Here is a 24,730-nt window from a genome sequence, read left to right as displayed (position 1 = left end):
TTTTTTTATTGGATGTGTTTTTGATAAAGCAAACGCATGAAAGTAGATCAATTAAAATACAGACCACAGGTTCTTTGGGTTCCTTTTGCTTTTTTATTAGCAATTTGGCTGGTTTATTATTTAGATTGGCGCTACTTTTTAGAGTGGAAAGATTACGGTATACTGCCTCGAACTTTTAAAGGATTTAGAGGTGTGTTGTTTTCTCCTTTTTTACACGGTTCTATTCAACACTTATGGAATAATTCTTTAGCCTTACTTGTTTTGTTGCCTTTAACATGTTACTATTATTTTAAAAATTGGAAAACCTTAATTTTTGGTGGCATTCTTTTATCAGGTATAGGAACGTGGCTTATTGCAACTTCTGGAAATCATATTGGCGCAAGCGGACTTATTTATGTGCTTACTTCGTACATGTTTTTTACAGGTATTCGTAGTAAGCAATATAAGTTAATGGCGGTTTCTTTTGTAATGGTTATTTTATACGGAGGATCGGTTTGGTATATGTTGCCTAATATTGAAGAAGGTATTTCGTGGCAAGGACATTTGGCTGGATTTTTATCAGGTTTGTTGCTTTCATATGTTTTAGAAAGACCTCGATTTGAATCTCAATATACTTACGATTGGCAATATCCTGATTACGATGAATCAAAAGACGATTTTATCAAACAGTTTGATACCAATGGAAATTTTAATCCGCAACCATTATTAAGGAAAGATTTTCAGGGATATATTTACAACGATACATTTCATCGCAAACATTGTCCTTTACAAACCACATTGTATCAACAACAAAGAATAGTTTATACTTCATATCAAATAGCAACTAACTAAGAAAAATCTATTTATTCATAGATTTTTAATATAGTGTAAATCGTAAATATGGTATCTTTTTGCTAATTTTATAGAAAGTTCATAACAAAACAACATAATACTATGGAAGACAAACAAGGAGATATCAGTAAATGCCCTTTTCATAACGGTACAATGAATAACCCTATTGCTGGTGGTGGAACTCAAAATAAAGATTGGTGGCCCAACCAATTAAATTTAAGTATTTTAAAGCAACATTCTGAAAAATCAAATCCTATGGGAGCTGATTTTAATTACGCCGAAGCCTTTAAAACTCTTGATTTAGAAGCGTTGAAAGCTGATTTAAAAGCATTAATGACCGATTCGCAAGATTGGTGGCCTGCAGATTTTGGACATTACGGACCCTTATTTATACGTATGGCTTGGCACAGTGCAGGAACCTATCGTGTACAAGACGGTAGAGGGGGGGCAGGAGCTGGTCAGCAACGTTTTGCACCATTAAACTCTTGGCCCGATAATGTTTCGTTAGATAAAGCGCGCCGTTTATTATGGCCAATTAAGCAAAAATATGGTAACAAAATTTCTTGGGCCGATTTAATAATTTTAACTGGAAACATGGCGCTTGAATCTATGGGATTCAAAACGCTTGGTTTTGCTGGTGGACGTGCTGATGTATGGGAACCAGATATGGATGTATATTGGGGATCTGAAAAAACATGGTTAGGTGGCGATGAACGTTATGCTACCGAATCAGATAACAAAGAAAATTCACGTGATTTAGAAAATCCTTTAGCAGCGGTACAAATGGGGTTGATTTATGTAAATCCAGAAGGACCAGATGGTAACCCTGACCCGTTAGCTTCTGCAAAAGATATTCGCGAAACATTTGCGCGTATGGCTATGAACGATGAAGAAACGTTGGCGTTAATTGCAGGCGGACATACGTTTGGAAAAACACACGGAGCAGCATCGGCAGATCACGTAGGTAAAGAACCTGAAGCAGCCGATTTGGAAATGCAAGGTTTAGGATGGTATAATAGTTATGGTAAAGGAAATGCTGGCGATACCATTACTTCTGGTTTAGAGGTAACTTGGACTAGCAAACCAACCGAATGGTCTAACTTGTTTTTAAGTTACTTATATGGTTTTGAGTGGGAATTAACCAAATCGCCAGCAGGTGCTCATCAATGGGTGGCAAAAAATGTGGGTGAAATTATTCCTCATGCACATGATGCTAATAAGCGATTAAAGCCAACAATGTTAACGTCGGATATTGCTTTGAGAGAAGATCCGATATATGAAAAGATTGGTCGACGATTTTTAGAAAATCCAGATGAATTTGCAGATGCATTCGCTAAAGCGTGGTATAAATTAACGCATCGTGATATGGGGCCTTTAGAACGTTATTTAGGTGCCGATGTCCCTAAAGAAGTGTTTACTTGGCAAGATCCAATTCCTACGCCTGATTACGAAAAAATAAACAATGAGGATATTACTTCGTTAAAAACTCAAATCGCCAATTTAGGATTAAGCGTTTCTGAAATGGTGGGTACTGCTTGGGCATCAGCTTCAACATTCCGTGGATCTGATAAACGCGGTGGTGCTAATGGCGCTCGTATTCGTTTACAACCTATGAAAAACTGGGAAGTAAATAATCCAGTACAATTAGGTAAAGTGCTTGCAGCTTTAGAAAGTGTGCAGAATCAATTCAATACAAACACAAAGAAAGTTTCTATGGCCGATTTAATTGTTTTGGCAGGAAATGTAGGTGTTGAGAAAGCAGCAAAAGATACAGGATATGCAATTGAAGTTCCGTTTACTGCAGGGCGTGCTGATGCTACACAAGAACAAACTGATGCTGATTCTATTAAATGGTTAGAACCTATTGCAGACGGATTTAGAAATTACAGAAGATTAAAAAATCGCGCCGTTTCAACCGAAGAATTGTTAATTGATAAAGCACAGTTGCTTACTTTAACAGCTCCTGAATTAACAGTATTGTTAGGAGGTTTACGTACAATTAATATTAATTTTGATGGATCTAAACACGGTGTTTTTACAGAGAAAGCAGGTGTTTTAAGTAATGATTTCTTTGTGAATTTGTTAGATATGGCTACACAGTGGAAAGCAATTGACGATAGCAAAGAAGTGTATTTAGGTACCGATCGTAAAACAGGAACACCAAAATGGACAGGTACACGTGCTGATTTGGTTTTTGGATCGAACTCTGAATTACGTTCAATTGCCGAAGTTTATGCTTCTGCAGATGCTAAAGACAAGTTTATGAATGATTTTGTTGCCGCTTGGAATAAAGTAATGACAGCAGATTTATTTTAAATTTACATACTTCAATAAAAAAAAGCGGATTCTAATTAGAATCCGCTTTTTTTAAAATCTTATTTCTGAATAATAATAAAATAGAAATTATTATTAAATCGATATAAAACAAATATTTAATATCTTTTAATGAATCACACAAATTGTCTCCTGAGATTGTTGAAATACAATCATCATTAAAGTTCGTCTCGTACTTTAGACTTACCATTGTGTTAATTATTCCAAAACCAAATATAAAAGCAAGTAAAATTAGAATTGTAATTAAAAAAATATAAATTTTAGTTTTCATTGTTTTATAAGCGTTGTCTTACCGCTTCATATAAAAAAGCACCACACGCTACCGAAACATTCAAAGAAGAAATAGTTCCAAACATAGGTAATTTTGCTTTTTCGTCTACAATTTTTAAAACTGATGGGTTTACACCTTTATCTTCAGAACCCATAATAATAGCAATACCTCCTTTAAAATCAATATCGTAAATATTGTTTTCGGTTTTTTCGGTTGCAGCTACAGTTGAAATACCAGAACCTTGCAAATAAAAAACGGCATCTTTAATATGATCGACTTTACAAATAGGAATATTAAAAACTGCACCTGCCGATGTTTTTACTGTGTCTCCATTTACAGGAGCCGATCCTTGTTTTTGAATAATGATACCATCAACACCTGTACATTCGGCTGTACGAATAATAGCGCCAAAGTTTCGGGCATCTGATAACTGATCTAAAATTAAGAACAAAGGATTCTCTTTTTTCTCTAAAACACCTTCAACCAATTGCTCCATGGTAACAAACTTAATAGGTGCAACAGAAGCAACCGCTCCTTGGTGGTTATTAAACTTGCTAAGTTTGTTTAGTTTTTCAACCGGAACGTACGAAAAATTAACGTTGTTTTTCTTTAACGTTTTCATAAGCTCTTGCATTAAATCGCCTTGAGCTTCTTTTTGGATAAATACTTTATCAATTTCTTTTCCTGCATTTATCGCCTCGATAATTGCACGAATTCCAAATATTTGATGTTCGTTTTGCATATTGCAAAGATAGTAGTATATTTAATAAAAATTAATGTATTATGTTTCCAATAAAAAGATTTTATTTGCTTGGCGCAAGTTTGACCTTGTTAGTACTTTTTTCTTGTAAACCGAAGGCTGCTTATGACAAAGTAGCTTATCAGGATATTATGGAACATTCGGTACAATTATTAGCAAAAGAAGAAAAAGGAAAAACTCAAGGTAATGTAGCAAACATTAAACAAGATACTTTAAGTGAAGTATATTTAAAGTTTAAACCTGAAATTGATTCTATAAATACCGCTCGAAAAGAGCAAATACAAAAAGAGAAAACTAACAAAAACAAGTAACTACTTGCTTTTTTTAATTAGTTTATTTAACTCTTTGGATAATTCTTTATGTAATTTATTAGAATACCCCATTGCAGAATATTTTATTTTGCCATCTGTCCCAATAATATAAACAGTAGGATACATTCTAACATTATATGCTTTAGGTATTGAACCATCTACTAATAAAATGGCATAGTTTATAGGAGTACGTTTTAAGGATTTTTCAATACGTTCCTTGTCTTTTGTTTTGTTCTCTAGAGGGTTTACACCTACAACATCTACGTAATCTTTAAATTCTTCTTGAATTTGGTTTAAAGCAGGAATAGCTTGAATGCAAGGCATACAGGAAGTATACCAAAAGTCAATTACCTTTATTTTATCAAACTTTACAACCGTTTCTTTTGAATAATCTGGAAATAAAAAGCCTTTTATTTGTGGGGCATCACTTTTATTTGCAAGTAATTTGAAATCTTCTTTAGTTAAAGGTTTGTAGTCTTCTAAAGAATAGGTGTCAAAATAGTGTTGAACACTTTGCTTTAAGTCATTGCTGGTAAATGTGTTAAAAGTAATATTGCTTAAAAGCCATTGGTTTTTTTGAATTTGATCTTTGTATTTGGCAGAATAGGTAATTTTATCAATTACTTTTAATTCTTTATTGAAAAAGAATTGTTCTGTTTCATCGTAATAATCTCCTTCGTTAGGAAACTGAAGTTTCACAATAATGTAATTGGCAGAATCGGTATACGTTTTAATGTTCTTCGGATTATTGATAGCTGCAGGTACATTGCCTATTTTAGAAAAATAAACATCAAGTACTCTACCATCCATATTTCCTGTTACTGGAAAAGTTTCTCCTTTTTTTGTATTGTATTTAGTTATTTTTTTATCACTATGCTCAATAAGATATAAGTTTTGTGAGTCGTAATAATTTATCATATGAGCCATAGAATCGTTTCTTGTGTATGTAAACTTGCTTCTAAAAGCCTTATCCATAAGATCCTTTTCTATTTTTACAGATGAATTTAAGTAGATGGGTTTTTCGTCATCAAAAAATTTAATCATATAATTAATATCATAGCTCATGCTTTTGTAGCCATTGTATTTTAAAATGATTTCATTAATTAAGGCTTTATTAGCATCAGTCTGTGATATTGCAGAAGTAGTAATACAAAAAATAAATAATAAAAGTAATTTTTTCATATAAGCTTTAAATTGGTTTTTTAAATATAAACTATTTTTTTAAAACTGTGTTTTGTAACTTAAATGAAAAATACTGTTTGATAGTTTAAAGTCGGTATTAGGTTGTATACCGTTTGCATAAATAATATTAAACAAACCACCGCCTGTTTGTATGCCAAAGCCTAAACCAAATGAGTATAGTAAATCGCTTACATTATCTCCTTCGTAATACGCAACATCAGAAATAGAATGTAAATACATGTTTGGAGCTAATAAATACCGAGCTTCATTATACAAACCAATTTGCGATTTTGCAAGTAACGAGTTTTCTTTAAAACCTCGAATCGAATTAATTCCTCCAAAGCGATAGTACTCATTATATAATAAAGGTAAAGCACTGTTGAGCAATGAAGCTTCGAGTTGTTGATAAAAATACCACCTATTATTTAATTGCCACAAATAAGTAAGGTTGAGCTGAGCAAACTGCTGAGAACCTTTACGGTTGTCTTTTTCCTCGGTTTTTGATCCAACGCCAAATAATGCGGTTGCGGTGTATTTTAAAGGAAATAGGGGATGGTCTTGGTATTTATTTAATAAGTAGTTTAGCGTAACAAACTGATTGTTGAAATCGGCAGCTTGATAAAAATTATCAGTGCCTGCTACAGATGCCGTTGATTGATATCCCACACCAATACGATGATTAAACGTTAGGTAGTAAAGCAAAGCAGCATTGAATTTAGTGTTCATCATGGTGCTGTCTTGCTTAAACAACTCTAAAGATCCTTTAATACCAAAAGCAGTGTTCATTATATAAGGAACTTCGGTAGCTAAATTAAACTGTGTTTGCTGGTTTCCATCGTTTTTCCAATACAATTTTAATTGCTCGCCTTTATTTAAAATATTCATCAATTGTAAATCGGCATAACCATTAAATTGTACTTTTCCGTTATCATCGTTTGTAAAACCAATCAAGCCGTCAAACTGACTGATGTTTTGTCTGTCAATGTACATATACAAAGCAGTGTTCGATTCGGTAAACAAAACTTCGGGTTGTTTCACTGTTTTGATAAAAGGAAACTGACGCATTTCTTTTTGAATATCATTAGTGACCGTTTCGGTAAAAGCTTGGTTTTCGTATTTTTTAAGCAAACGTTGTTTAATAGCTTTAGGAAAGTTGTTGTAGGGCGTAAAAACCAATTGATCAATTTTGCGTTTTTCATCAATATGAACATCCAAATCGGCAATTAACAAATGATTTTGAAATCGATGATCTGTTAACTTAACAGTACTAATAGCGTGTCCTTTTTGAGCTAGTTTCTCAACAATAGCATTTAAGTAAGTTTGCGTGTTTTCTATGCCAATGGTTTGCTGTTGTTGTTTTAGTGATAAAACTTCTTGTAAAATAGTTTGCTCTTTGTTGAAATGAATTTGCAAACTATCGGTTTTAAAACCTAAATCAAAAAGTACATGATATAAACTATCGTTTTTTTGGCGCGATATTATTTTGTGTTGCAAATAACCATGTGTACCTAAGTATTCTTGTAATGTGGTTAGTGATTTTTCTAATTCTTGTCCGTTACTAAAAATACTGTCTTTGTTATTTTTTTGTAAAACAAGTGTTTCTTCTGTCGATTTTCCTTTTAGTTTTAAGTAAATTTGCTGGCTGTAAACAGTATGTGTGCTTGCAAAAAGCAAAATAAAAATACTACATATATATATAAGGTATGTTTTGTTTAAATGCATTACACAATAGAAGTTAATAAACGTAAATGTATAAATATTTTGAAAATAAACGAAATAGGTTTGTTTTGAATATAATAATTTATATATTTGCATCCCCGAAAATACACGGGAAATTAAATTGAATGTAGAAAATTTTTAATAAACATTATGCCAACAATTCAACAATTAGTAAGAAAAGGGAGAACCCAATTGACTAAGAAGAGTAAATCGGTTGCTTTGGATTCATGTCCTCAAAGACGTGGGGTTTGTACACGTGTTTATACTACTACACCTAAAAAGCCAAACTCTGCAATGCGTAAAGTAGCGCGTGTACGTTTGACAAACGGTAATGAAGTAAACGCGTACATCCCAGGAGAAGGACACAATTTACAAGAGCACTCGATAGTATTAGTTAGAGGTGGAAGGGTAAAAGATTTACCAGGTGTTAGATACCACATTGTACGTGGTGCTTTAGATACTGCCGGTGTTAACGGTCGTACACAAAGAAGATCTAAGTATGGTGCTAAACGCCCTAAAGACGCAAAAAAGTAATCGGTTAAAAAACTTTTAAGAAAAAGACATGAGAAAAAGACAGGCAAAGAAAAGACCTCTTTTACCAGATCCAAAATTTAACGATCAGTTAGTAACACGTTTCGTGAACAACTTAATGTGGGATGGTAAAAAATCGACTGCTTTCAAAGTATTCTATGATGCTTTAGAAATTGTAGAAACAAAAAAGCAAGATGAAGAAAAATCATCTTTGGAAGTGTGGAAAGATGCATTAACAAACGTTATGCCTCACGTTGAAGTACGTTCACGTCGTGTGGGTGGTTCTTCATTCCAAATTCCAATGCCAATTCGTCCAGATAGAAAAATTTCTATGGCGATGAAATGGATGATTCTTTATGCAAGAAAAAGAAACGACAAATCTATGGCTTCTAAGTTAGCTGCTGAAATTTTAGCTGCTGCTAAAGAAGAAGGTGCTGCTGTTAAGAAAAGAATGGATGTTCACAAAATGGCGGATGCTAATAAAGCGTTTTCTCACTTTAGATTTTAATTTTTCATAAAGAACAACAAATGGCTAGAGATTTAAAATTTACTAGAAATATCGGTATCGCTGCTCACATTGATGCTGGTAAAACAACAACAACAGAGCGTATCCTTTTCTATACGGGTAAAAACCATAAAATTGGTGAAACTCACGAAGGATCTTCTACTACTGACTGGATGGAGCAAGAAGCAGAGCGTGGTATTACCATTACTTCTGCAGCTGTAACAGTTGAGTGGAATTTCCCAATGGAAAACGGTAAGCCAACAGCAGATACTCAAAAATATCATTTTAATATCATTGATACTCCTGGACACGTTGACTTTACTGTTGAGGTAAACCGTTCTTTACGTGTATTAGACGGGTTAGTGTTCTTATTCTCTGCAGTTGACGGAGTTGAGCCACAATCTGAAACTAACTGGAGATTAGCAGATAATTACAAAGTTCCACGTATGGGGTTTGTAAATAAAATGGACCGTCAAGGTGCAGATTTCTTGAAAGTTTGTCGTCAAGTAAAAGAAATGTTAGGTTCTAATGCAGTGCCTATTGTTTTACCAATTGGTGATGAAGTTGATTTCAAAGGAGTAGTAGATTTAATTAAAAACCGTGCAATTGTATGGCATGACGAAAACCATGGATCAACATTTGATGTTGTTGAAATTCCAGCTGAAATGGTTGACGAAGTGAAACAATTCCGTGGTCAATTAATCGAAGAGATTGCTGCTTATGACGAAAACTTGTTAGAGAAATTCATGGAAGATGAAAACTCTATCACAGAAGACGAAATTAATGCTGCTTTACGTGCTGCTACATTAGATATGAGTATCATTCCAATGATGTGTGGTTCTTCTTTCAAAAACAAAGGAGTTCAATTCATGATTGATGCTGTGTGTCGTTATTTACCTGCTCCAACAGATAAAGAAGCAATTCACGGTACAAACCCAGATACTGATGAGCCAATTAGCCGTAAACCATCTGTTCAAGATCCGTTTGCTGCATTAGCATTCAAAATTGCTACCGATCCTTTCGTAGGTCGTTTAGCTTTCTTCCGTGCTTATTCAGGACGTTTAGATGCAGGTTCTTATGTGTTAAACAACCGTTCAGGTAATAAAGAGCGTATTTCTCGTATTTACCAAATGCACGCTAATAAACAAAACCCAATCGAATATATCGAGGCAGGTGATATTGGTGCAGCTGTAGGTTTTAAAGATATCAAAACAGGTGATACATTATCTGATGAGAAACACCCAATTGTATTAGAATCTATGGATTTCCCAGATCCAGTAATTGGTATCGCAATTGAGCCTAAAACAAAAGCTGACGTTGATAAAATGGGTATGGCTTTAGCTAAATTAGCTGAAGAAGATCCAACTTTTACAGTACGTACAGACCAAGCTTCAGGACAAACGATTATCTCTGGTATGGGTGAGTTACACTTAGATATCATTGTAGACCGTATGCGTCGTGAATTCAAAGTTGAAGTAAACCAAGGTGAGCCTCAAGTTGAGTACAAAGAAGCTTTCACAAGAGATGCTAGCCACAGAGAAACTTATAAAAAGCAATCAGGTGGTCGTGGTAAATTTGGTGATATCGTATTCAAAATTGGTCCAGCTGACGAAGTTGATGGAAAACCATTCGTAGGTTTACAATTCGTTAACGAAGTTAAAGGTGGTAACGTACCAAAAGAATACATTCCTGCTGTTGAAAAAGGATTCCGTGAGTCTATGAAACAAGGTCCTTTAGCTGGATTCGAAATGGATTCATTAAAAGTTACTTTAGTTGATGGTTCTTACCACGCGGTGGATTCGGATGCATTATCTTTCGAATTAGCTGCTAAAATGGGATATAAAGAGTCTGCTAAAGCTGCAGGTGCTATTATCTTAGAACCAATCATGAAGTTAGAAGTATTAACTCCAGAAGAGAACATGGGTGATATTGTTGGTGACTTAAACCGTCGTCGTGGTCAAATCAACTCTATGGACGATCGTAACGGAGCAAAAGTTGTTAAAGCTTCTGTGCCGTTATCAGAAATGTTTGGTTATGTAACAACATTACGTACATTATCATCAGGTCGTGCTACTTCTACAATGGAGTTTTCTCACTATGAGCAAACACCTTCTAACATTCAAGAAGAAGTAATTAAAAAAGCAAAAGGTAACGCTTAATAATTAAGAAAATGAGTCAAAAAATCAGAATAAAATTAAAATCTTACGATCACGCTTTAGTTGATAAATCAGCTGAAAAAATCGTAAAAACTGTAAAAAGTACAGGTGCAGTGGTAACAGGACCAATTCCATTACCAACTCATAAAAAAATCTTTACTGTTTTACGTTCTCCGCACGTTAACAAAAAAGCGAGAGAGCAGTTTGAATTGAGTTCATATAAAAGATTATTGGATATTTACTCTTCATCTTCAAAAACGATTGATGCTTTAATGAAATTAGAGCTTCCTTCAGGAGTAGAAGTAGAGATAAAAGTGTGATAATAAAATTTTTATAAAAAAGCTTGTATATTTCAAGCATTGGTATTACTTTTGCCGATGCTTGAAATTTTTATATTTAATAATTATTAATTTTATATTATGTCTGGGTTAATTGGAAAAAAAATCGGCATGACTAGTATCTTCGATGAGAGCGGGAAAAATATTCCTTGTACTGTAATCGAGTTAGGTCCATGTGTCGTTACCCAAGTCAGAACCAAAGAGGTTGACGGGTATGAAGCTTATCAACTTGGTTTCGATGACGCAAGAGAAAAGAATGCAACTAAAGCGGCTACAGGTCACTTTAAAAAAGCAGGAACTTCTGTAAAGAAGAAAGTCGTTGAAATTCAAGATTTTGAAAGCGCTTATGGTTTAGGTGATGTTATCACTGTAGATTTATTTACTGAAGGAGACTTTGTTGATGTACAAGGTACTTCTAAAGGTAAAGGGTTCCAAGGTGTTGTAAAACGTCATGGATTTGGTGGTGTTGGTCAAGCTACGCATGGTCAGCATAACCGTTTAAGAGCTCCAGGTTCTGTTGGTGCATCGTCATACCCTTCAAGAGTATTCAAAGGTATGCGTATGGCTGGAAGAACAGGAGGAGAAAAAGTAACAGTTCAAAACCTTAGAGTTTTAAAAGTGGTTGCAGACAAAAACTTATTAGTAGTTAAAGGTGCTGTACCAGGTCACAAAAACTCTTACGTAATCGTTCAGAAGTAATGGAAGTAAAAGTTTTAGATATCAACGGAAAAGAAACCGGAAGATCAGTACAATTGGCTGATTCTGTTTTCGCAATTGAGCCTAACAAACATGCTATCTATTTAGATGTTAAACAATATTTAGCAAACCAACGTCAGGGAACTCACAAAGCTAAAGAAAGAGCTGAAGTGGCGGGTTCTACTCGTAAAATTAAAAAACAAAAAGGTACAGGTACTGCACGTGCAGGATCTGCAAAATCTCCTGTTTTTAAAGGTGGTGGTACTATTTTTGGTCCACGCCCAAGAAGTTATTCTTTCAAATTAAACAAAGCTTTAAAACGTTTAGCTCGTAAATCAGCTTTCACAATTAAAGCACAAGAATCAAATTTAGTAGTAGTTGAAGACTTTACTTTTGAAGCACCAAGTACTAAAAATTTCATTAACGTGTTGAAAGCTTTAGGGTTAGAAGGAAAAAAATCATTATTTGTGTTGGGTGAATCAAATAAAAATGTATATTTGTCATCACGCAATTTAGAAAGAGCTTCTGTTGTAACTTCTTCAGAATTAAATACTTACGGTATTTTAAATGCAAAATCGTTAGTGTTAACTGAAGGTTCATTAGAAGGAATTGTAGAAAATTTAAGTAAATAAGTAGGGAAATGAGTACAATTATTAAGCCTATCATTACCGAAAAAATAACAAAAGACGGTGAATTGTTCAACCGTTTTGGTTTTGTAGTAGCAAAAAAAGCGAATAAAGTAGAAATTAAGAAAGCTGTTGAAAAAGCTTACGGAGTTTCTGTTTTAGATGTAAATACAATGATTTACAGAGCAGATCGTTCTACAAAATACACAAAAAGCGGTATGATTACTGGTAAAACGTCTGCTTACAAAAAAGCAATAGTTACGTTGAAAGAAGGAGATTCAATCGATTTTTATACTAATATCTAATAACAATGTCAGTTAGAAAATTAAAACCTATTACCCCAGGTCAGCGTTTTAGAGTTGTGAATAGTTTTGACGCTATTACAACTGATAAGCCGGAGCGTTCATTATTAGCACCGAAAAAAAACTCTGGAGGTAGAAATAGTCAAGGAAAAATGACCATGCGTTATATTGGTGGTGGTCATAAACAACAATATCGTATTATCGATTTTAAAAGAACTAAAGTAGGTGTTCCTGCAATAGTTAAAACAATTGAGTACGATCCAAACCGTTCAGCTTTTATTTCATTATTAGCTTATGCGGATGGAGCTAAAACTTATATCATTGCTCCAGCAGGATTGCAAGTTGGTCAGAAAGTAGTTTCTGGTCCAGAAGCAGCTCCAGAAGTTGGTAACGCAATGCCTTTAGCAAACATTCCTCTTGGTACAATTATTTCTTGTATCGAGTTACGTCCAGGTCAAGGTGCTGTTATCGCACGTTCTGCAGGTACTTTCGCGCAATTAGTTGCTCGTGACGGAAAATATGCTACAATCAAAATGCCATCAGGTGAGATTCGTTTAATCTTATTAACATGTATGGCTACAATTGGAGCAGTATCTAACTCAGATCACCAATTAATCGTTTCAGGTAAAGCAGGTAGATCTCGTTGGTTAGGTAGAAGACCACGCACTAGACCAGTAGCAATGAACCCAGTTGATCACCCAATGGGAGGTGGTGAAGGACGCTCTTCAGGAGGTCACCCACGTTCTAGAAAAGGTTTACCAGCAAAAGGTTACAGAACTCGTTCTAGAGTAAAAGCAAGTAGTAAGTATATTGTAGAACGTAGAAAGAAATAATTAGAAAAGTATGGCACGTTCATTAAAAAAAGGACCTTATGTTCACTTTAAACTTGAGAAAAAAGTTGCAGCGAACGCAGAAAATGGTAACAAAGCAGTTGTTAAAACTTGGTCTAGAGCATCTATGATTACTCCAGATTTCGTAGGACAAACAATCGCAGTACACAATGGTCGTCAATTTGTACCAGTTTACGTAACAGAAAACATGGTAGGACATAAATTAGGAGAGTTTTCACCAACACGTTCATTCCGTGGACACGCAGGTGCAAAAAATAAAGGTAAAAAATAATAAGAAGCTATGGGAGTTCGTAAAAGAGAAAGAGCCGAGCAAATTAAAGAAGCAAACAAAAGTATTGCTTTCGCTAAGCTAAACAATTGCCCAACTTCACCTCGTAAAATGCGTTTAGTTGCAGATTTAGTAAGAGGACAGAAAGTTGAGAATGCTCTTAATATATTAAAATTTAATACTAAGGAAGCTTCAGGAAAAATTGAAAAATTATTGTTATCAGCTATTGCTAACTGGCAAGCTAAAAATGCTGATGCAAACATGGAAGAAGCAGAATTATTTGTTAAAGAAATCCGTGTAGACGGTGGTATGATGTTAAAAAGATTACGTCCTGCACCACAAGGTCGCGCGCACAGAATTAGAAAACGTTCTAATCACGTAACAATCGTATTAGGATCAAACAATAACACACAAAGCAATTAATAAACAGTATGGGACAAAAGACTAATCCAATCGGAAATCGCCTTGGGATCATCAGAGGATGGGACTCTAACTGGTACGGTGGAAATGACTATGGAGATAAACTTGCTGAAGATGCTAAAATCAGAAAGTATATCCATGCTCGTTTAGCAAAAGCTAGTGTATCTAAAATCATTATCGAGAGAACTTTAAAACTTGTAACCGTTACTATCACTACTGCTCGTCCGGGAATTATCATCGGAAAAGGAGGTCAAGAGGTAGACAAGTTGAAAGAAGAACTTAAGAAAATCACTAACAAAGAGGTGCAAATTAACATCTTTGAAATTAAAAGACCAGAATTAGATGCTTATTTGGCTGCAACAAGCATCGCACGTCAAATTGAAAGCCGTATTTCTTACCGTAGAGCTATTAAAATGGCTATTGCTGCGGCAATAAGAATGAACGCTGAAGGTATGAAAGTGCAAATTTCAGGTCGTTTGAATGGTGCTGAAATGGCACGTTCAGAAAACTTCAAAGAAGGTCGTATTCCTCTTTCTACTTTCCGTGCTGATATTGACTATGCTTTAGCTGAAGCGCATACTACTTACGGTAGAATGGGTATTAAAGTATGGATCATGAAAGGTGAGGTTTATGGTAAAAGAGATCTTTCTCCGTTAGCAGGTATGGACAAACAAAAATCGTCTAAACCAGCAGGATCTGGAAAACCAAATGGAAGACCAAACCAACGCAACAAAAGAAAGTAATTTAAAACTAACGAAAAATGTTACAGCCTAAAAGAACAAAGTACCGTAAGGTACAGAAAGGTAAAATGAAGGGAGTGTCTCAAAGAGGTCACGAACTTTCTAACGGTATGTTTGGGGTTAAATCTTTAGATTACTCATTCATTACTTCTCGTCAAATCGAAGCTGCACGTATCGCTGCAACTCGTTTCATGAAACGTGAAGGACAATTATGGATTAAAATCTTCCCAGATAAACCTATTACTAAAAAACCACTTGAAGTACGTATGGGTAAAGGTAAAGGTGCAGTTGAATACTGGGCTGCTGTTGTTAAACCAGGAAAAATTATGTTTGAAGTAGGTGGTGTGCCATTAGCAGTTGCTAAAGAAGCATTACGTTTAGCTGCTCAAAAATTACCTGTAAAAACTAAGTTTATCATTGCTAGAGATTTCGAAGCTTAATTTTAGATCATTATGAAGAAACAAGAAATAAATAATCTATCTGCAGCTGAGTTAGAAGTTAAACTTAATGAGTTAACAAACCAATATGCTGAGTTAAGAAACGCACACGCTATTTCACCAATTGCAAACCCATTACAATTAAGAACTGTAAGAAGAGCTATTGCAAGAGTGAAAACTGCATTAAGCAAAACCGACTTACAATAATTGTATTCTGCTGAAAGATGGAAAAAAGAAATTTAAGAAAAGAAAGAATCGGTGTAGTTACTAGCAACAAAATGACTAAGTCTATTGTTGTGTCTGAAACAAAACGAGTAAAACACCCATTATACGGAAAGTTCGTGTTAAAAACTAAGAAATACGTTGCACACGACGAAACAAACGACTGTAACATTGGTGACACAGTTAGAATAATGGAAACACGTCCATTATCTAAAAACAAATGTTGGAGATTAGTTGAAATCATTGAAAGAGCGAAATAATTATGGTACAACAAGAATCTAGATTAAAAGTAGCAGATAACACGGGAGCTAAAGAAGTTTTAACTATTCGTGTTTTAGGAGGAACGAAACGTCGTTATGCCTCTGTTGGAGATAAAATCGTAGTATCAATTAAAGAAGCTACTCCTAACGGAAACGTTAAAAAAGGAGCTGTTTCTACTGCGGTAGTTGTACGTACCAAAAAAGAAGTGAGAAGAGCTGATGGTTCTTATATCCGTTTCGATGACAATGCATGTGTTTTATTAAACGCTGCAGGTGAAATGAGAGGTACACGTGTTTTTGGTCCTGTTGCAAGAGAACTTCGTGAAAAACAATTCATGAAAATTGTATCATTAGCACCAGAAGTGCTTTAATTCGTTCAAAGAATGACAAAGCTAAAAATAAAAACAGGTGATAACGTACGCGTTATTGCTGGAGATCATAAAGGATCTGAAGGAAAAGTTTTACGCGTTTTCCGCGAAAAAAACAAAGCAATTGTTGAAGGTGTAAACATGGTTTCTAAACATGTTAAACCTAGTGCTACAAATCCTCAAGGTGGAATTTTAAAAAAGGAAGCTGCTATTCATATCTCTAACATTCAATTAGTAGATCCAAAATCAAACGGAGTTACTAAAGTTGCTTACAAAGTAGAAGGAGATAAGAAAGTACGTATTTCTAAAAAATCTAATCAAGCATTATAGTCATGACTTATATCCCAAGACTTAAACAAGAATATAAGGACAGAGTAATCTCTGCTCTTACTGAAGAATTCGGTTACAAGAATGTAATGCAAGTTCCTAAACTTGAAAAAATTGTTGTAAGCCGTGGTGTAGGTGCTGCTGTTTCTGATAAAAAATTAGTTGACCACGCAGTTGAAGAATTAACTAAGATTACAGGACAAAAAGCGGTTTCTACTATCTCTAAAAAAGACGTTGCTTCTTTTAAATTGAGAAAAGGTATGCCAATTGGTGCTAAAGTTACTTTACGTGGAGAAAGAATGTATGAATTCTTAGACCGTTTAGTTACTTCTGCTTTACCACGTGTACGTGATTTTGCTGGTATTAAATCTAACGGATTTGATGGTAGAGGAAATTACAACTTAGGTGTAGTTGAGCAAATCATTTTCCCAGAAATTGATATTGATAAAGTGAACAAAATTGCTGGTTTTGATATTACTTTTGTAACATCTGCTAATACAGATGCTGAAGCTAAATCGTTACTTGCAGAATTAGGAGTACCTTTTAAAAAGAACTAAGGAATGGCTAAAGAATCAATGAAAGCCCGTGAGGCGAAAAGAGAAGCTTTGGTAGCTAAATACGCTGCAAAACGTCAAGCTTTAAAAGAAGCTGGAGATTATGAAGCATTACAAAAGTTACCTGCAAACGCGTCACCAGTGCGTTTACACAACCGTTGTAAATTAACTGGTCGCCCAAGAGGTTATATGCGTCAATTTGGTATTTCACGTGTAACATTCCGTGAAATGGCAAACCAAGGGTTAATCCCAGGCGTTAAAAAAGCAAGTTGGTAATCTCACAAAAAAAGATTACATTTGCAAACTAAAAAATAATTTTAATTGATTAAAGGTTCAGGAAACGTGTGTTTCCTGAAAACCGTAATCGCAATTTTATACATATGTATACAGATCCTATTGCAGATTTCTTAACAAGAATTAGAAATGCATCTCGCGCAAACCACAGAGTTGTTGAGATTCCAGCTTCTAACTTCAAAAAAGAAATTACAAAAATTTTATTCGAGCAAGGATATATTTTAAGCTACAAATTTGATGATTCATCTGTTCAAGGTACCATCAAAATTGCTTTAAAATATGATAAAGACACTAAAGAGTCTGTTATCAAAGATATCCAAAGAATTAGTAAACCAGGTTTACGTAAATACGCTTCTTCAGCTAATTTACCACGTATCTTAAACGGTTTAGGTATTGCTATTGTTTCAACATCTAAAGGTTTAATGACAGGTAAAAAAGCAAAACAGTTAAATGTTGGTGGCGAAGTTGTTTGTTACGTATACTAATTAAAAAGACGAACGAATATGTCAAGAATAGGTAAAAATCCAATCACAATTCCTGCAGGTGTAACAGTTGATGTTAAATCTGACGTTATTGTAGTTAAAGGAAAATTAGGAGAGCTTTCACAAGAAATTAGTGATATTGATGTGAAAGTAGAAGACGGGCAAGTAATCGTTGAGCGTTCATCTGATGTAAAAGATTTAAGAGCAAAACACGGTTTATACAGAAGTTTAATCAATAACATGGTTATTGGTGTATCTGAAGGATTCTCTAAAGAATTAGAATTGGTAGGGGTAGGATACCGTGCTTCAAATCAAGGTCAAAAACTTGATTTAGCTTTAGGTTATTCTCATAACATTGTTTTAGATATTGTTAACGAAGTTAAAGTTGAAACAGTTTCTGAAAAAGGTAAAAACCCTATCGTTAAATTATCTTCACCTGATAAGCAATTATTAGGACAAGTAGCGGCTAAGATTCGTTCTTTCCGTAAGCCAGAACCTTACAAAGGAAAAGGTATTAAGTTTGTTGGTGAAGAGTTAAGAAGAAAAGCAGGTAAATCAGCTTAAAAAGTAAAGCCATGTCATTAAACAAATCTGAAAGAAGACAAAGAATTCAATACAGAATTAGAAAAACAGTTAGCGGTACAGCTGCTACACCACGTTTATCTGTATATAGAAGTAATAAAGAAATCTATGCACAAATCATAGATGATGTGAACGGTGTAACTTTAGCTGCTGCTTCATCAAGAGAAGCGGGCGTTAAAGGAACTAAAATTGAAACAGCTGCGGCGGTTGGAAAACTAATTGCTGAAAAAGCTTTAAAAGCTGGTGTTGAGACAATCTCTTTTGATAGAGGTGGAAACTTATACCACGGTCGTGTTAAATCATTAGCCGAAGGAGCTAGAGAAGCAGGTTTAAAATTCTAATTGTAGTTAGCTATGTATCAAAATTATAAAAACGTAGAATATGTGAAACCAGCAGGTCTTGATTTAAAAGATCGTTTGGTTTCTGTAAATCGTGTTACTAAAGTAACTAAAGGTGGTAGAGCATTTGGTTTTTCTGCTGTAGTTGTAGTAGGCGATGAGAATGGTGTGGTAGGTCACGGTTTAGGAAAATCGAAAGATGTTTCTGAGGCAATTGCTAAAGCCGTTGAGGATGCTAAGAAAAATTTAGTTCGTATCCCTTTATTTGGAACAACTATTCCTCATGAACAAAAAGGTAAATTTGGCGGAGCGCGCATTTTCTTAATGCCTGCATCTGTTGGTACCGGGGTTATTGCTGGTGGTTCTGTACGTGCAGTATTAGAGTCAGTAGGAATTCACAATGTATTATCTAAATCTCAAGGTTCTTCTAACCCTCATAACGTAGTAAAAGCAACTTTTGATGCTTTATTAAATATGAGAAGTGCTGTTACTGTTGCAAAACAAAGAGGAATTTCTTTAGAGAAAGTATTTAAATCTTAATTTTGAGTAGTATGTCAAAAATTAAAGTAAAACAAGTTAGAAGCAAAATCAATTGTCCAGAAGATCAAAAAAGAACTCTTGCAGCTCTAGGTCTTCGTAAAATGGGTCAAGTTGTTGAGCATGATAATACACCAACTATCGTAGGAATGGTAAAAAAAGTTCAACATTTAGTTTCTGTAGAAGAAATTAATTAATTTAAGGAAGTATGAATTTAAGTAATTTACAACCAGCAAACGGTTCTGTACATAATCAAAATAAAAGAGTTGGTCGCGGAGAAGGTTCAGGTAAAGGCGGTACAGCTGCACGTGGACACAAAGGGGCTAAATCTCGTTCAGGGTACTCTAAGAAAATTGGTTTTGAAGGTGGTCAAATGCCATTACAGAGACGTGTTCCTAAATTTGGTTTTAAAAACATCAATAGAGTAGAGTATGTAGGTATTAATTTAGATACATTACAAACTTTAGTAGATAACGGAACAATTACTAATGCAGTTGATTTTAATGCATTAGTTGAAAATAGAATTATTTCTAAAAATAGCTTAGTAAAGATTTTGGGTAGAGGCGAGCTTAAGTCAAAATTAACAGTAACCGCTCATAAATTTACAGCAACAGCAAAAGCCGCTATTGAAGCAGCTGGAGGTGAGGCAGTAACTTTATAAGAAAATCTTTAACTAGTTATGAAGAAGTTTTTTGAAACATTTGCCAATATTTGGAAAATCGAAGAACTTAAGAATAAAATCTTAATAACTTTAGGTTTGTTGCTTGTGTACCGTTTTGGTACGCAAGTAACTTTACCAGGTATTGACGCATCTAAATTACAGGCTTTATCAGATCAAACTGATCAAGGGATTGGCTGGTTAATTAATGTGTTTACAGGAGGAGCTTTTTCACAAGCATCTGTATTTGCATTAGGTATCATGCCTTATATCTCTGCGTCTATTGTAGTTCAGTTAATGGGTATAGCAGTACCTTACTTACAGAAACTTCAAAATGATGGTGAAAGTGGTAGAAAGAAAATGAACCAAATTACAAGATGGTTAACCATAGGTATTACCTTAGTACAAGGACCAGGTTACATTTATAATTTGTACAAACAATTACCACCTGATGCATTTTTATTAGGTTTTAATTCTTTTTCTTTCTTGTTCTCTTCAGTACTTATCTTAACAACAGGAACAGTTTTTGCAATGTGGTTAGGAGAAAAGATTACTGATAAAGGAATTGGTAATGGTATTTCATTATTAATTATGGTTGGTATCATTGCAAAATTACCAATGGCTTTCATGCAAGAAACACAATCACGCATGGTAGCTGGTAACGGTGGTCCAATGATGATTGTTATTGAGGTAATTATTTGGTTATTAATCATTATTGCTTGTATTTTATTAACCATGGCAGTTCGCAAAATTGCAGTACAATACGCTCGTAGAAGTGTTGCAGGTGAGTACGATGCTGCTTCGGTTTCAGGAAACCGCCAATGGATTCCATTAAAATTAAATGCATCTGGTGTAATGCCAATCATTTTTGCACAAGCTATCATGTTTATACCACCAGTTGTGGCTGGATTATCTTCTTCAGACAGTGCCCAAAATATTACAACAATGTTTAGTAATATATTTGGTTTGGAGTATAATTTACTTTTTGCATTGTTAATCATTATTTTTTCGTACTTTTACACCGCAATTACAGTACCTACCAATAAAATGGCAGATGATTTAAAGAGAAGTGGTGGTTTTATACCAGGTATTAAACCAGGTCAAGACACTGCAAACTTCTTAGATCGTGTAATGTCATTAATTACATTCCCAGGATCTTTATTCCTTGCAGTTATTGCAGTTTTACCTGCTATTGCTGTATCAGTATTAAAAATTCAACAAGGTTGGGCAATGTTTTACGGTGGAACTTCATTGTTAATTTTAGTAAGTGTTGCTATTGATACTATTCAACAAGTAAACTCTTATTTATTAAACAAACAGTACGACGGCTTAATGAAGAGCGGTAAAAATAGAAAAGCAATCGCTTAATTATATGGCAAAACAGTCAGCAATAGAACAAGACGGAGCAATCATTGAAGCATTATCAAATGCAATGTTCCGAGTAGAATTAGAAAATGGACATATTGTAATTGCTCATATTTCTGGAAAAATGCGTATGCATTACATCAAATTATTACCTGGTGATAAAGTGAAGCTAGAAATGAGCCCTTATGATTTGTCTAAAGCAAGAATCACATATAGATACTAAAGGCTATTAATATGAAAGTAAGAGCATCAGTTAAAAAAAGAAGTGCAGAGTGCATAATTGTACGTAGAAAAGGAAGATTATACGTTATTAACAAAAAAAATCCTAGATTTAAACAAAGACAAGGATAATTATGGCAAGAATCGCAGGGGTAGATATACCTAAAAATAAAAGAGGAATTATTGCTTTAACTTACATTTTTGGTGTAGGTTCAAGCAGAGCAAAAGAGGTGTTAGCAACAGCTAATGTTAATGAAGATAAAAAAGTTTCTGAATGGAACGATGATGAAATCGGAGCTATTCGTGAGGCAATGTCTCATTACAAAATTGAAGGTGAATTACGTTCAGAAGTATCTTTAAACATCAAACGTTTAATGGATATTGGATGTCAACGTGGTATCCGTCATAGAGCTGGTCTTCCATTAAGAGGACAAAGAACAAAAAACAACTCTAGAACAAGAAAAGGTAAAAGAAAAACTGTTGCTAACAAGAAAAAAGCAACTAAATAATAAGTAGTATGGCTAAAGCAAGTACAAAAAAACGTAAAGTTATAGTTGAATCTACTGGAGAAGCTCATATCAACGCAACGTTTAATAACATCATCATTTCGTTAACAAACAAAAAAGGTGAAGTTATTTCATGGTCGTCTGCAGGAAAAATGGGATTCCGTGGTTCTAAGAAAAACACTCCTTATGCAGCACAAATGGCAGCAGAAGATTGTGGTAAAGTAGCGTTAGAAGCTGGACTTAAAAAAGTGAAAGTTTACGTTAAAGGACCAGGAAATGGTAGAGAATCTGCGATTCGTTCTATCCACAACAGTGGTATCGAAGTTACAGAAATTATCGATATTACTCCAATTCCTCACAATGGATGTCGTCCTCCAAAAAGAAGAAGAGTTTAATTTTTATAGTATAACCTAAGGTAGGAGAAAGATTATCGGAGGATGAGACCTGAATTCATAATCCCTACCTTTTTTAATTTTCAGAAATGGCAAGATATACTGGTCCACAAACAAAAATCGCTCGTAAATTCGGAGAAGCAATCTTCGGAGAAGACAGAGCATTCGAAAAAAGAAATTACCCTCCAGGGCAACATGGTTTGTCTAAAAAAAGAGGTAAAAAATCTGAATACGCAATTCAGTTATTAGAGAAACAAAAAGCTAAATATACATATGGTATTTTAGAAAAACAATTCCGTAACTTGTTTAAAAAAGCAACAGCTGCACGTGGTGTAACTGGTGAGGTTTTAATTCAATTATGTGAAGCTCGTTTAGACAATGTTGTTTTCAGAATGGGTATTGCTCCTTCTCGTCGTGCAGCACGTCAAATTGTTTCTCACAGACATATCACTGTAAACGGTGAACTTGTTAATATTCCTTCATATCATTTGAAAGCTGGTGATAAAGTAGCTGTTCGTGAAAAATCTAAATCTTTAGAAGCTATCGATCGTTCTCTATCTAATTTTAGCGCTGTTTACGAATGGATTACTTGGAACAATGAAACTAAAGAGGGTACTTTTGTAAGTGTTCCTGCTAGACTTCAAGTTCCAGAAAACATTAAAGAGCAGTTAATCGTAGAGTTGTACAACAAATAATAATTGACATTCAGTCGAAATACACATGGCAATATTTAATTTTCAAAAGCCCGACAAAGTTATCATGATTGATTCAACTGAGTTTAAAGGGAAATTCGAATTTCGTCCTTTAGAACCAGGATATGGATTAACTATTGGTAATGCACTAAGAAGAGTACTTCTGTCATCACTTGAAGGATATGCAATAACTTCTGTTCGTATTGAAGGTGTTGAACATGAGTTTTCTACTATTTCTGGTGTTGTTGAGGATGTTACAGAAATTATCTTAAATTTGAAACAAGTACGTTTTAAACGTCAAATTGAAGATGTAGATAACGAATCTGTGAGTATTTCTTTCACAGGAAAAGATCAATTAACAGCAGGCGATTTCCAAAAATTTATTTCTGGTTTCCAAGTGTTAAATCCTGATTTAGTAATTTGTAACCTTGATGGTGATATTACTATTAATATGGAGTTAACTATTGAAAAGGGAAGAGGTTATGTACCAGCTGAAGAAAATAGAAAACCTAATGCACCTTTTGGTACTATTTATACAGACTCTATTTACACGCCTGTAAAAAATGTTAAGTACGCAATAGAAAACTATCGTGTTGAGCAAAAAACCGATTATGAAAAATTGGTTTTTGATATTGTTACCGATGGTTCTATACATCCTAAAGATGCTTTAACAGAAGCTGCTAAAACTTTGATTCACCATTTCATGTTGTTTTCAGATGAAAGAATCACTCTTGAGGCTGATGAAATTGCTCAAACTGAATCATATGATGAAGAATCTTTACATATGAGACAGTTACTTAAAACTAAATTGGTAGATTTAGACCTTTCAGTAAGAGCGTTAAATTGTTTGAAAGCGGCTGAAGTTGACACATTAGGCGATTTAGTTTCTTATAACAAAAACGATTTGATGAAATTTAGAAATTTCGGTAAGAAATCATTAACAGAATTAGAAGAACTAGTTCAAGTTAAAGGATTAACTTTCGGAATGGATCTATCAAAGTACAAATTAGATAAAGAATAAATTACTTCATAATTTGCTCTCCAAAGAGGATTGAAGCAAGATGAAGATAAAATAGTCACGAAATGAGACACGGAAAAAAAATAAACCACTTAGGTAGACAAGCTTCTCACAGAAAAGCTATGTTAGCTAATATGGCTTGTTCGTTAATCGAGCACAAACGTATTAATACTACTGTTGCTAAAGCAAAAGCTTTAAAAGTTTATATTGAGCCTTTAGTAACAAAATCTAAAACAGACGATACACACAACCGTCGTATTGTTTTCTCTTACTTAAAAGATAAGTTTGCTGTAACTGAATTATTCAGAGAAGTAGCTCCAAAAGTAGGAGACCGTCCAGGTGGATATACTCGTATTATTAAATTAGGAAATCGTTTAGGAGATAACGCTGAAATGGCGATGATTGAATTAGTAGATTTCAACGAGTTATACAACGCTGGTAAAAAAGAAGTTAAGAAAGCTACAACAAGAAGAGGTAGAAAGAAAGCAGAAACTACTGCTGACGCTACTCCTGCAACAGAAACTTCTGCTGAAGCTACTGAAACTAAAGAATAATTGGTTTTGTACAAACTATTCTAATATAATTAAGGACAAACTTTTAAGGTTTGTCCTTTTTTTTATATTTTTTTTTAAAGGAAT

The 24,730-nt window shown here is 34.3% G+C and carries 38 protein-coding genes; 35 read left to right on the top strand and 3 right to left on the bottom strand.

Annotation, left to right across the window (positions count from 1 at the left end):
- The first annotated feature begins 36 nt into the window (after positions 1-36).
- On the top strand, positions 37-831 hold the full coding sequence (locus tag H1R17_RS01080) for a rhomboid family intramembrane serine protease (RefSeq protein ID WP_163431875.1): 795 nt from the start codon (positions 37-39) through the stop codon (positions 829-831).
- A gap of 102 nt (positions 832-933) precedes the next feature.
- Entirely contained in the window at positions 934-3,147 is a 2,214-nt protein-coding gene (gene katG, locus H1R17_RS01075) for a catalase/peroxidase HPI (RefSeq protein ID WP_163431876.1), read from the top strand.
- Positions 3,148-3,440: 293 nt separating this feature from the next.
- Here the strand turns inward: katG and rlmB are convergent, their stop codons facing one another.
- Positions 3,441-4,178, bottom strand: a complete 738-nt coding sequence (rlmB, locus tag H1R17_RS01070) for a 23S rRNA (guanosine(2251)-2'-O)-methyltransferase RlmB (RefSeq protein WP_163431877.1) — start codon at positions 4,176-4,178, stop codon at positions 3,441-3,443.
- 41 nt (positions 4,179-4,219) lie between these two features.
- Between rlmB and H1R17_RS01065 the strand changes: the two genes are divergently transcribed.
- Positions 4,220-4,507 carry a hypothetical protein gene (locus tag H1R17_RS01065; protein WP_163431878.1) on the top strand — a complete coding sequence of 96 codons (288 nt, stop codon included), beginning with the start codon at positions 4,220-4,222 and terminating at the stop codon, positions 4,505-4,507.
- Here the strand turns inward: H1R17_RS01065 and H1R17_RS01060 are convergent, their stop codons facing one another.
- Complete coding sequence (locus tag H1R17_RS01060) at positions 4,508-5,689, bottom strand: TlpA disulfide reductase family protein (RefSeq protein ID WP_163431879.1); 1,182 nt, start codon at positions 5,687-5,689, stop codon at positions 4,508-4,510.
- Between the two features lie 39 nt (positions 5,690-5,728).
- Entirely contained in the window at positions 5,729-7,411 is a 1,683-nt protein-coding gene (locus tag H1R17_RS01055; protein WP_163431880.1) for a hypothetical protein, read from the bottom strand.
- A 147-nt stretch (positions 7,412-7,558) separates the two neighbouring features.
- Between H1R17_RS01055 and rpsL the strand changes: the two genes are divergently transcribed.
- From rpsL to rplQ, 32 genes are all read left to right on the top strand, one after another.
- The gene (gene rpsL / locus H1R17_RS01050) at positions 7,559-7,942 is read left to right on the top strand and encodes a 30S ribosomal protein S12 (RefSeq protein ID WP_091100281.1); all 384 of its coding nucleotides are present in this window, start codon (positions 7,559-7,561) and stop codon (positions 7,940-7,942) included.
- Positions 7,943-7,970: 28 nt separating this feature from the next.
- Complete coding sequence (gene rpsG / locus H1R17_RS01045; RefSeq protein ID WP_163431881.1) at positions 7,971-8,447, top strand: 30S ribosomal protein S7; 477 nt, start codon at positions 7,971-7,973, stop codon at positions 8,445-8,447.
- A 20-nt stretch (positions 8,448-8,467) separates the two neighbouring features.
- Entirely contained in the window at positions 8,468-10,603 is a 2,136-nt protein-coding gene (gene fusA / locus H1R17_RS01040; RefSeq protein WP_163431882.1) for an elongation factor G, read from the top strand.
- 11 nt (positions 10,604-10,614) lie between these two features.
- Positions 10,615-10,920: a 30S ribosomal protein S10 gene (gene rpsJ, locus H1R17_RS01035; RefSeq protein ID WP_091100292.1), complete on the top strand. Its 306-nt coding sequence runs from the start codon at positions 10,615-10,617 to the stop codon at positions 10,918-10,920.
- Positions 10,921-11,019: 99 nt separating this feature from the next.
- Positions 11,020-11,637 (top strand): 50S ribosomal protein L3, encoded by a 618-nt coding sequence (gene rplC, locus H1R17_RS01030; protein WP_163431883.1) that lies wholly within the window; start codon positions 11,020-11,022, stop codon positions 11,635-11,637.
- Complete coding sequence (rplD, locus tag H1R17_RS01025) at positions 11,637-12,266, top strand: 50S ribosomal protein L4 (RefSeq protein WP_163431884.1); 630 nt, start codon at positions 11,637-11,639, stop codon at positions 12,264-12,266. Before rplC ends, rplD begins: the two co-directional genes overlap by 1 nt.
- Positions 12,267-12,274: 8 nt before the next feature.
- Positions 12,275-12,565, top strand: a complete 291-nt coding sequence (gene rplW, locus H1R17_RS01020) for a 50S ribosomal protein L23 (protein ID WP_163431885.1) — start codon at positions 12,275-12,277, stop codon at positions 12,563-12,565.
- Between the two features lie 5 nt (positions 12,566-12,570).
- Complete coding sequence (rplB, locus tag H1R17_RS01015; protein WP_163431886.1) at positions 12,571-13,395, top strand: 50S ribosomal protein L2; 825 nt, start codon at positions 12,571-12,573, stop codon at positions 13,393-13,395.
- Between the two features lie 10 nt (positions 13,396-13,405).
- The gene (gene rpsS / locus H1R17_RS01010) at positions 13,406-13,684 is read left to right on the top strand and encodes a 30S ribosomal protein S19 (RefSeq protein ID WP_163431887.1); all 279 of its coding nucleotides are present in this window, start codon (positions 13,406-13,408) and stop codon (positions 13,682-13,684) included.
- Between the two features lie 9 nt (positions 13,685-13,693).
- Positions 13,694-14,104 (top strand): 50S ribosomal protein L22, encoded by a 411-nt coding sequence (gene rplV, locus H1R17_RS01005; RefSeq protein WP_163431888.1) that lies wholly within the window; start codon positions 13,694-13,696, stop codon positions 14,102-14,104.
- A gap of 8 nt (positions 14,105-14,112) precedes the next feature.
- Complete coding sequence (gene rpsC / locus H1R17_RS01000; RefSeq protein ID WP_163431889.1) at positions 14,113-14,844, top strand: 30S ribosomal protein S3; 732 nt, start codon at positions 14,113-14,115, stop codon at positions 14,842-14,844.
- Between the two features lie 17 nt (positions 14,845-14,861).
- Positions 14,862-15,281 carry a 50S ribosomal protein L16 gene (rplP, locus tag H1R17_RS00995; protein ID WP_163431890.1) on the top strand — a complete coding sequence of 140 codons (420 nt, stop codon included), beginning with the start codon at positions 14,862-14,864 and terminating at the stop codon, positions 15,279-15,281.
- A 12-nt stretch (positions 15,282-15,293) separates the two neighbouring features.
- Complete coding sequence (rpmC, locus tag H1R17_RS00990) at positions 15,294-15,485, top strand: 50S ribosomal protein L29 (protein ID WP_163431891.1); 192 nt, start codon at positions 15,294-15,296, stop codon at positions 15,483-15,485.
- Positions 15,486-15,502: 17 nt separating this feature from the next.
- On the top strand, positions 15,503-15,760 hold the full coding sequence (gene rpsQ / locus H1R17_RS00985; RefSeq protein WP_091100330.1) for a 30S ribosomal protein S17: 258 nt from the start codon (positions 15,503-15,505) through the stop codon (positions 15,758-15,760).
- A 2-nt stretch (positions 15,761-15,762) separates the two neighbouring features.
- Positions 15,763-16,131: a 50S ribosomal protein L14 gene (gene rplN / locus H1R17_RS00980; RefSeq protein ID WP_155091394.1), complete on the top strand. Its 369-nt coding sequence runs from the start codon at positions 15,763-15,765 to the stop codon at positions 16,129-16,131.
- A gap of 12 nt (positions 16,132-16,143) precedes the next feature.
- On the top strand, positions 16,144-16,458 hold the full coding sequence (gene rplX, locus H1R17_RS00975) for a 50S ribosomal protein L24 (protein WP_163431892.1): 315 nt from the start codon (positions 16,144-16,146) through the stop codon (positions 16,456-16,458).
- Positions 16,459-16,460: 2 nt separating this feature from the next.
- Positions 16,461-17,012: a 50S ribosomal protein L5 gene (rplE, locus tag H1R17_RS00970; RefSeq protein ID WP_163431893.1), complete on the top strand. Its 552-nt coding sequence runs from the start codon at positions 16,461-16,463 to the stop codon at positions 17,010-17,012.
- 3 nt (positions 17,013-17,015) lie between these two features.
- Positions 17,016-17,285, top strand: a complete 270-nt coding sequence (rpsN, locus tag H1R17_RS00965; RefSeq protein WP_163431894.1) for a 30S ribosomal protein S14 — start codon at positions 17,016-17,018, stop codon at positions 17,283-17,285.
- Between the two features lie 104 nt (positions 17,286-17,389).
- Positions 17,390-17,788, top strand: a complete 399-nt coding sequence (gene rpsH, locus H1R17_RS00960; RefSeq protein ID WP_163431895.1) for a 30S ribosomal protein S8 — start codon at positions 17,390-17,392, stop codon at positions 17,786-17,788.
- A gap of 18 nt (positions 17,789-17,806) precedes the next feature.
- Positions 17,807-18,349 (top strand): 50S ribosomal protein L6, encoded by a 543-nt coding sequence (rplF, locus tag H1R17_RS00955; RefSeq protein WP_163431896.1) that lies wholly within the window; start codon positions 17,807-17,809, stop codon positions 18,347-18,349.
- A gap of 11 nt (positions 18,350-18,360) precedes the next feature.
- Positions 18,361-18,708, top strand: a complete 348-nt coding sequence (gene rplR, locus H1R17_RS00950) for a 50S ribosomal protein L18 (RefSeq protein WP_163431897.1) — start codon at positions 18,361-18,363, stop codon at positions 18,706-18,708.
- Between the two features lie 12 nt (positions 18,709-18,720).
- The gene (gene rpsE, locus H1R17_RS00945) at positions 18,721-19,245 is read left to right on the top strand and encodes a 30S ribosomal protein S5 (RefSeq protein WP_163431898.1); all 525 of its coding nucleotides are present in this window, start codon (positions 18,721-18,723) and stop codon (positions 19,243-19,245) included.
- Positions 19,246-19,256: 11 nt separating this feature from the next.
- Positions 19,257-19,439 carry a 50S ribosomal protein L30 gene (gene rpmD / locus H1R17_RS00940; RefSeq protein ID WP_163431899.1) on the top strand — a complete coding sequence of 61 codons (183 nt, stop codon included), beginning with the start codon at positions 19,257-19,259 and terminating at the stop codon, positions 19,437-19,439.
- A gap of 11 nt (positions 19,440-19,450) precedes the next feature.
- A complete protein-coding gene (gene rplO / locus H1R17_RS00935) occupies positions 19,451-19,903 on the top strand; it encodes a 50S ribosomal protein L15 (RefSeq protein WP_163431900.1) in 453 nt (150 codons plus the stop codon).
- A gap of 18 nt (positions 19,904-19,921) precedes the next feature.
- The gene (gene secY, locus H1R17_RS00930; protein WP_163431901.1) at positions 19,922-21,268 is read left to right on the top strand and encodes a preprotein translocase subunit SecY; all 1,347 of its coding nucleotides are present in this window, start codon (positions 19,922-19,924) and stop codon (positions 21,266-21,268) included.
- Positions 21,269-21,272: 4 nt separating this feature from the next.
- The gene (infA, locus tag H1R17_RS00925) at positions 21,273-21,488 is read left to right on the top strand and encodes a translation initiation factor IF-1 (RefSeq protein WP_011963449.1); all 216 of its coding nucleotides are present in this window, start codon (positions 21,273-21,275) and stop codon (positions 21,486-21,488) included.
- Positions 21,489-21,499: 11 nt separating this feature from the next.
- Complete coding sequence (ykgO, locus tag H1R17_RS00920; protein WP_002987490.1) at positions 21,500-21,616, top strand: type B 50S ribosomal protein L36; 117 nt, start codon at positions 21,500-21,502, stop codon at positions 21,614-21,616.
- 2 nt (positions 21,617-21,618) lie between these two features.
- Positions 21,619-21,993 (top strand): 30S ribosomal protein S13, encoded by a 375-nt coding sequence (rpsM, locus tag H1R17_RS00915; protein ID WP_163431902.1) that lies wholly within the window; start codon positions 21,619-21,621, stop codon positions 21,991-21,993.
- Between the two features lie 8 nt (positions 21,994-22,001).
- A complete protein-coding gene (gene rpsK / locus H1R17_RS00910; RefSeq protein WP_163431903.1) occupies positions 22,002-22,385 on the top strand; it encodes a 30S ribosomal protein S11 in 384 nt (127 codons plus the stop codon).
- 86 nt (positions 22,386-22,471) lie between these two features.
- Complete coding sequence (rpsD, locus tag H1R17_RS00905) at positions 22,472-23,077, top strand: 30S ribosomal protein S4 (protein ID WP_163431904.1); 606 nt, start codon at positions 22,472-22,474, stop codon at positions 23,075-23,077.
- A gap of 25 nt (positions 23,078-23,102) precedes the next feature.
- Positions 23,103-24,095 carry a DNA-directed RNA polymerase subunit alpha gene (locus H1R17_RS00900; protein ID WP_163431905.1) on the top strand — a complete coding sequence of 331 codons (993 nt, stop codon included), beginning with the start codon at positions 23,103-23,105 and terminating at the stop codon, positions 24,093-24,095.
- A gap of 62 nt (positions 24,096-24,157) precedes the next feature.
- Positions 24,158-24,646, top strand: coding sequence for a 50S ribosomal protein L17 (rplQ, locus tag H1R17_RS00895; protein ID WP_163431906.1), 489 nt, complete (start codon positions 24,158-24,160; stop codon positions 24,644-24,646).
- Positions 24,647-24,730: the final 84 nt, after the last annotated feature.

Source organism: Flavobacterium sp. xlx-214 (genome assembly GCF_013874595.1).
In the GTDB taxonomy this organism is placed as follows: domain Bacteria; phylum Bacteroidota; class Bacteroidia; order Flavobacteriales; family Flavobacteriaceae; genus Flavobacterium.
The sequence above is the reverse complement of the archived record's forward strand: the minus strand, read 5'-3'. Positions and strand labels throughout refer to the sequence as shown.

Coding starts and splice junctions, on each gene's coding strand:
- H1R17_RS01080 (WP_163431875.1), top strand. CDS start 37: ATGAAAGTAGATCAATTAAAATACAGACCACAGGTTCTTTGGGTTCCT.
- katG (WP_163431876.1), top strand. CDS start 934: ATGGAAGACAAACAAGGAGATATCAGTAAATGCCCTTTTCATAACGGT.
- rlmB (WP_163431877.1), bottom strand. CDS start 4,178: ATGCAAAACGAACATCAAATATTTGGAATTCGTGCAATTATCGAGGCG.
- H1R17_RS01065 (WP_163431878.1), top strand. CDS start 4,220: ATGTTTCCAATAAAAAGATTTTATTTGCTTGGCGCAAGTTTGACCTTG.
- H1R17_RS01060 (WP_163431879.1), bottom strand. CDS start 5,689: ATGAAAAAATTACTTTTATTATTTATTTTTTGTATTACTACTTCTGCA.
- H1R17_RS01055 (WP_163431880.1), bottom strand. CDS start 7,411: ATGCATTTAAACAAAACATACCTTATATATATATGTAGTATTTTTATT.
- rpsL (WP_091100281.1), top strand. CDS start 7,559: ATGCCAACAATTCAACAATTAGTAAGAAAAGGGAGAACCCAATTGACT.
- rpsG (WP_163431881.1), top strand. CDS start 7,971: ATGAGAAAAAGACAGGCAAAGAAAAGACCTCTTTTACCAGATCCAAAA.
- fusA (WP_163431882.1), top strand. CDS start 8,468: ATGGCTAGAGATTTAAAATTTACTAGAAATATCGGTATCGCTGCTCAC.
- rpsJ (WP_091100292.1), top strand. CDS start 10,615: ATGAGTCAAAAAATCAGAATAAAATTAAAATCTTACGATCACGCTTTA.
- rplC (WP_163431883.1), top strand. CDS start 11,020: ATGTCTGGGTTAATTGGAAAAAAAATCGGCATGACTAGTATCTTCGAT.
- rplD (WP_163431884.1), top strand. CDS start 11,637: ATGGAAGTAAAAGTTTTAGATATCAACGGAAAAGAAACCGGAAGATCA.
- rplW (WP_163431885.1), top strand. CDS start 12,275: ATGAGTACAATTATTAAGCCTATCATTACCGAAAAAATAACAAAAGAC.
- rplB (WP_163431886.1), top strand. CDS start 12,571: ATGTCAGTTAGAAAATTAAAACCTATTACCCCAGGTCAGCGTTTTAGA.
- rpsS (WP_163431887.1), top strand. CDS start 13,406: ATGGCACGTTCATTAAAAAAAGGACCTTATGTTCACTTTAAACTTGAG.
- rplV (WP_163431888.1), top strand. CDS start 13,694: ATGGGAGTTCGTAAAAGAGAAAGAGCCGAGCAAATTAAAGAAGCAAAC.
- rpsC (WP_163431889.1), top strand. CDS start 14,113: ATGGGACAAAAGACTAATCCAATCGGAAATCGCCTTGGGATCATCAGA.
- rplP (WP_163431890.1), top strand. CDS start 14,862: ATGTTACAGCCTAAAAGAACAAAGTACCGTAAGGTACAGAAAGGTAAA.
- rpmC (WP_163431891.1), top strand. CDS start 15,294: ATGAAGAAACAAGAAATAAATAATCTATCTGCAGCTGAGTTAGAAGTT.
- rpsQ (WP_091100330.1), top strand. CDS start 15,503: ATGGAAAAAAGAAATTTAAGAAAAGAAAGAATCGGTGTAGTTACTAGC.
- rplN (WP_155091394.1), top strand. CDS start 15,763: ATGGTACAACAAGAATCTAGATTAAAAGTAGCAGATAACACGGGAGCT.
- rplX (WP_163431892.1), top strand. CDS start 16,144: ATGACAAAGCTAAAAATAAAAACAGGTGATAACGTACGCGTTATTGCT.
- rplE (WP_163431893.1), top strand. CDS start 16,461: ATGACTTATATCCCAAGACTTAAACAAGAATATAAGGACAGAGTAATC.
- rpsN (WP_163431894.1), top strand. CDS start 17,016: ATGGCTAAAGAATCAATGAAAGCCCGTGAGGCGAAAAGAGAAGCTTTG.
- rpsH (WP_163431895.1), top strand. CDS start 17,390: ATGTATACAGATCCTATTGCAGATTTCTTAACAAGAATTAGAAATGCA.
- rplF (WP_163431896.1), top strand. CDS start 17,807: ATGTCAAGAATAGGTAAAAATCCAATCACAATTCCTGCAGGTGTAACA.
- rplR (WP_163431897.1), top strand. CDS start 18,361: ATGTCATTAAACAAATCTGAAAGAAGACAAAGAATTCAATACAGAATT.
- rpsE (WP_163431898.1), top strand. CDS start 18,721: ATGTATCAAAATTATAAAAACGTAGAATATGTGAAACCAGCAGGTCTT.
- rpmD (WP_163431899.1), top strand. CDS start 19,257: ATGTCAAAAATTAAAGTAAAACAAGTTAGAAGCAAAATCAATTGTCCA.
- rplO (WP_163431900.1), top strand. CDS start 19,451: ATGAATTTAAGTAATTTACAACCAGCAAACGGTTCTGTACATAATCAA.
- secY (WP_163431901.1), top strand. CDS start 19,922: ATGAAGAAGTTTTTTGAAACATTTGCCAATATTTGGAAAATCGAAGAA.
- infA (WP_011963449.1), top strand. CDS start 21,273: ATGGCAAAACAGTCAGCAATAGAACAAGACGGAGCAATCATTGAAGCA.
- ykgO (WP_002987490.1), top strand. CDS start 21,500: ATGAAAGTAAGAGCATCAGTTAAAAAAAGAAGTGCAGAGTGCATAATT.
- rpsM (WP_163431902.1), top strand. CDS start 21,619: ATGGCAAGAATCGCAGGGGTAGATATACCTAAAAATAAAAGAGGAATT.
- rpsK (WP_163431903.1), top strand. CDS start 22,002: ATGGCTAAAGCAAGTACAAAAAAACGTAAAGTTATAGTTGAATCTACT.
- rpsD (WP_163431904.1), top strand. CDS start 22,472: ATGGCAAGATATACTGGTCCACAAACAAAAATCGCTCGTAAATTCGGA.
- H1R17_RS00900 (WP_163431905.1), top strand. CDS start 23,103: ATGGCAATATTTAATTTTCAAAAGCCCGACAAAGTTATCATGATTGAT.
- rplQ (WP_163431906.1), top strand. CDS start 24,158: ATGAGACACGGAAAAAAAATAAACCACTTAGGTAGACAAGCTTCTCAC.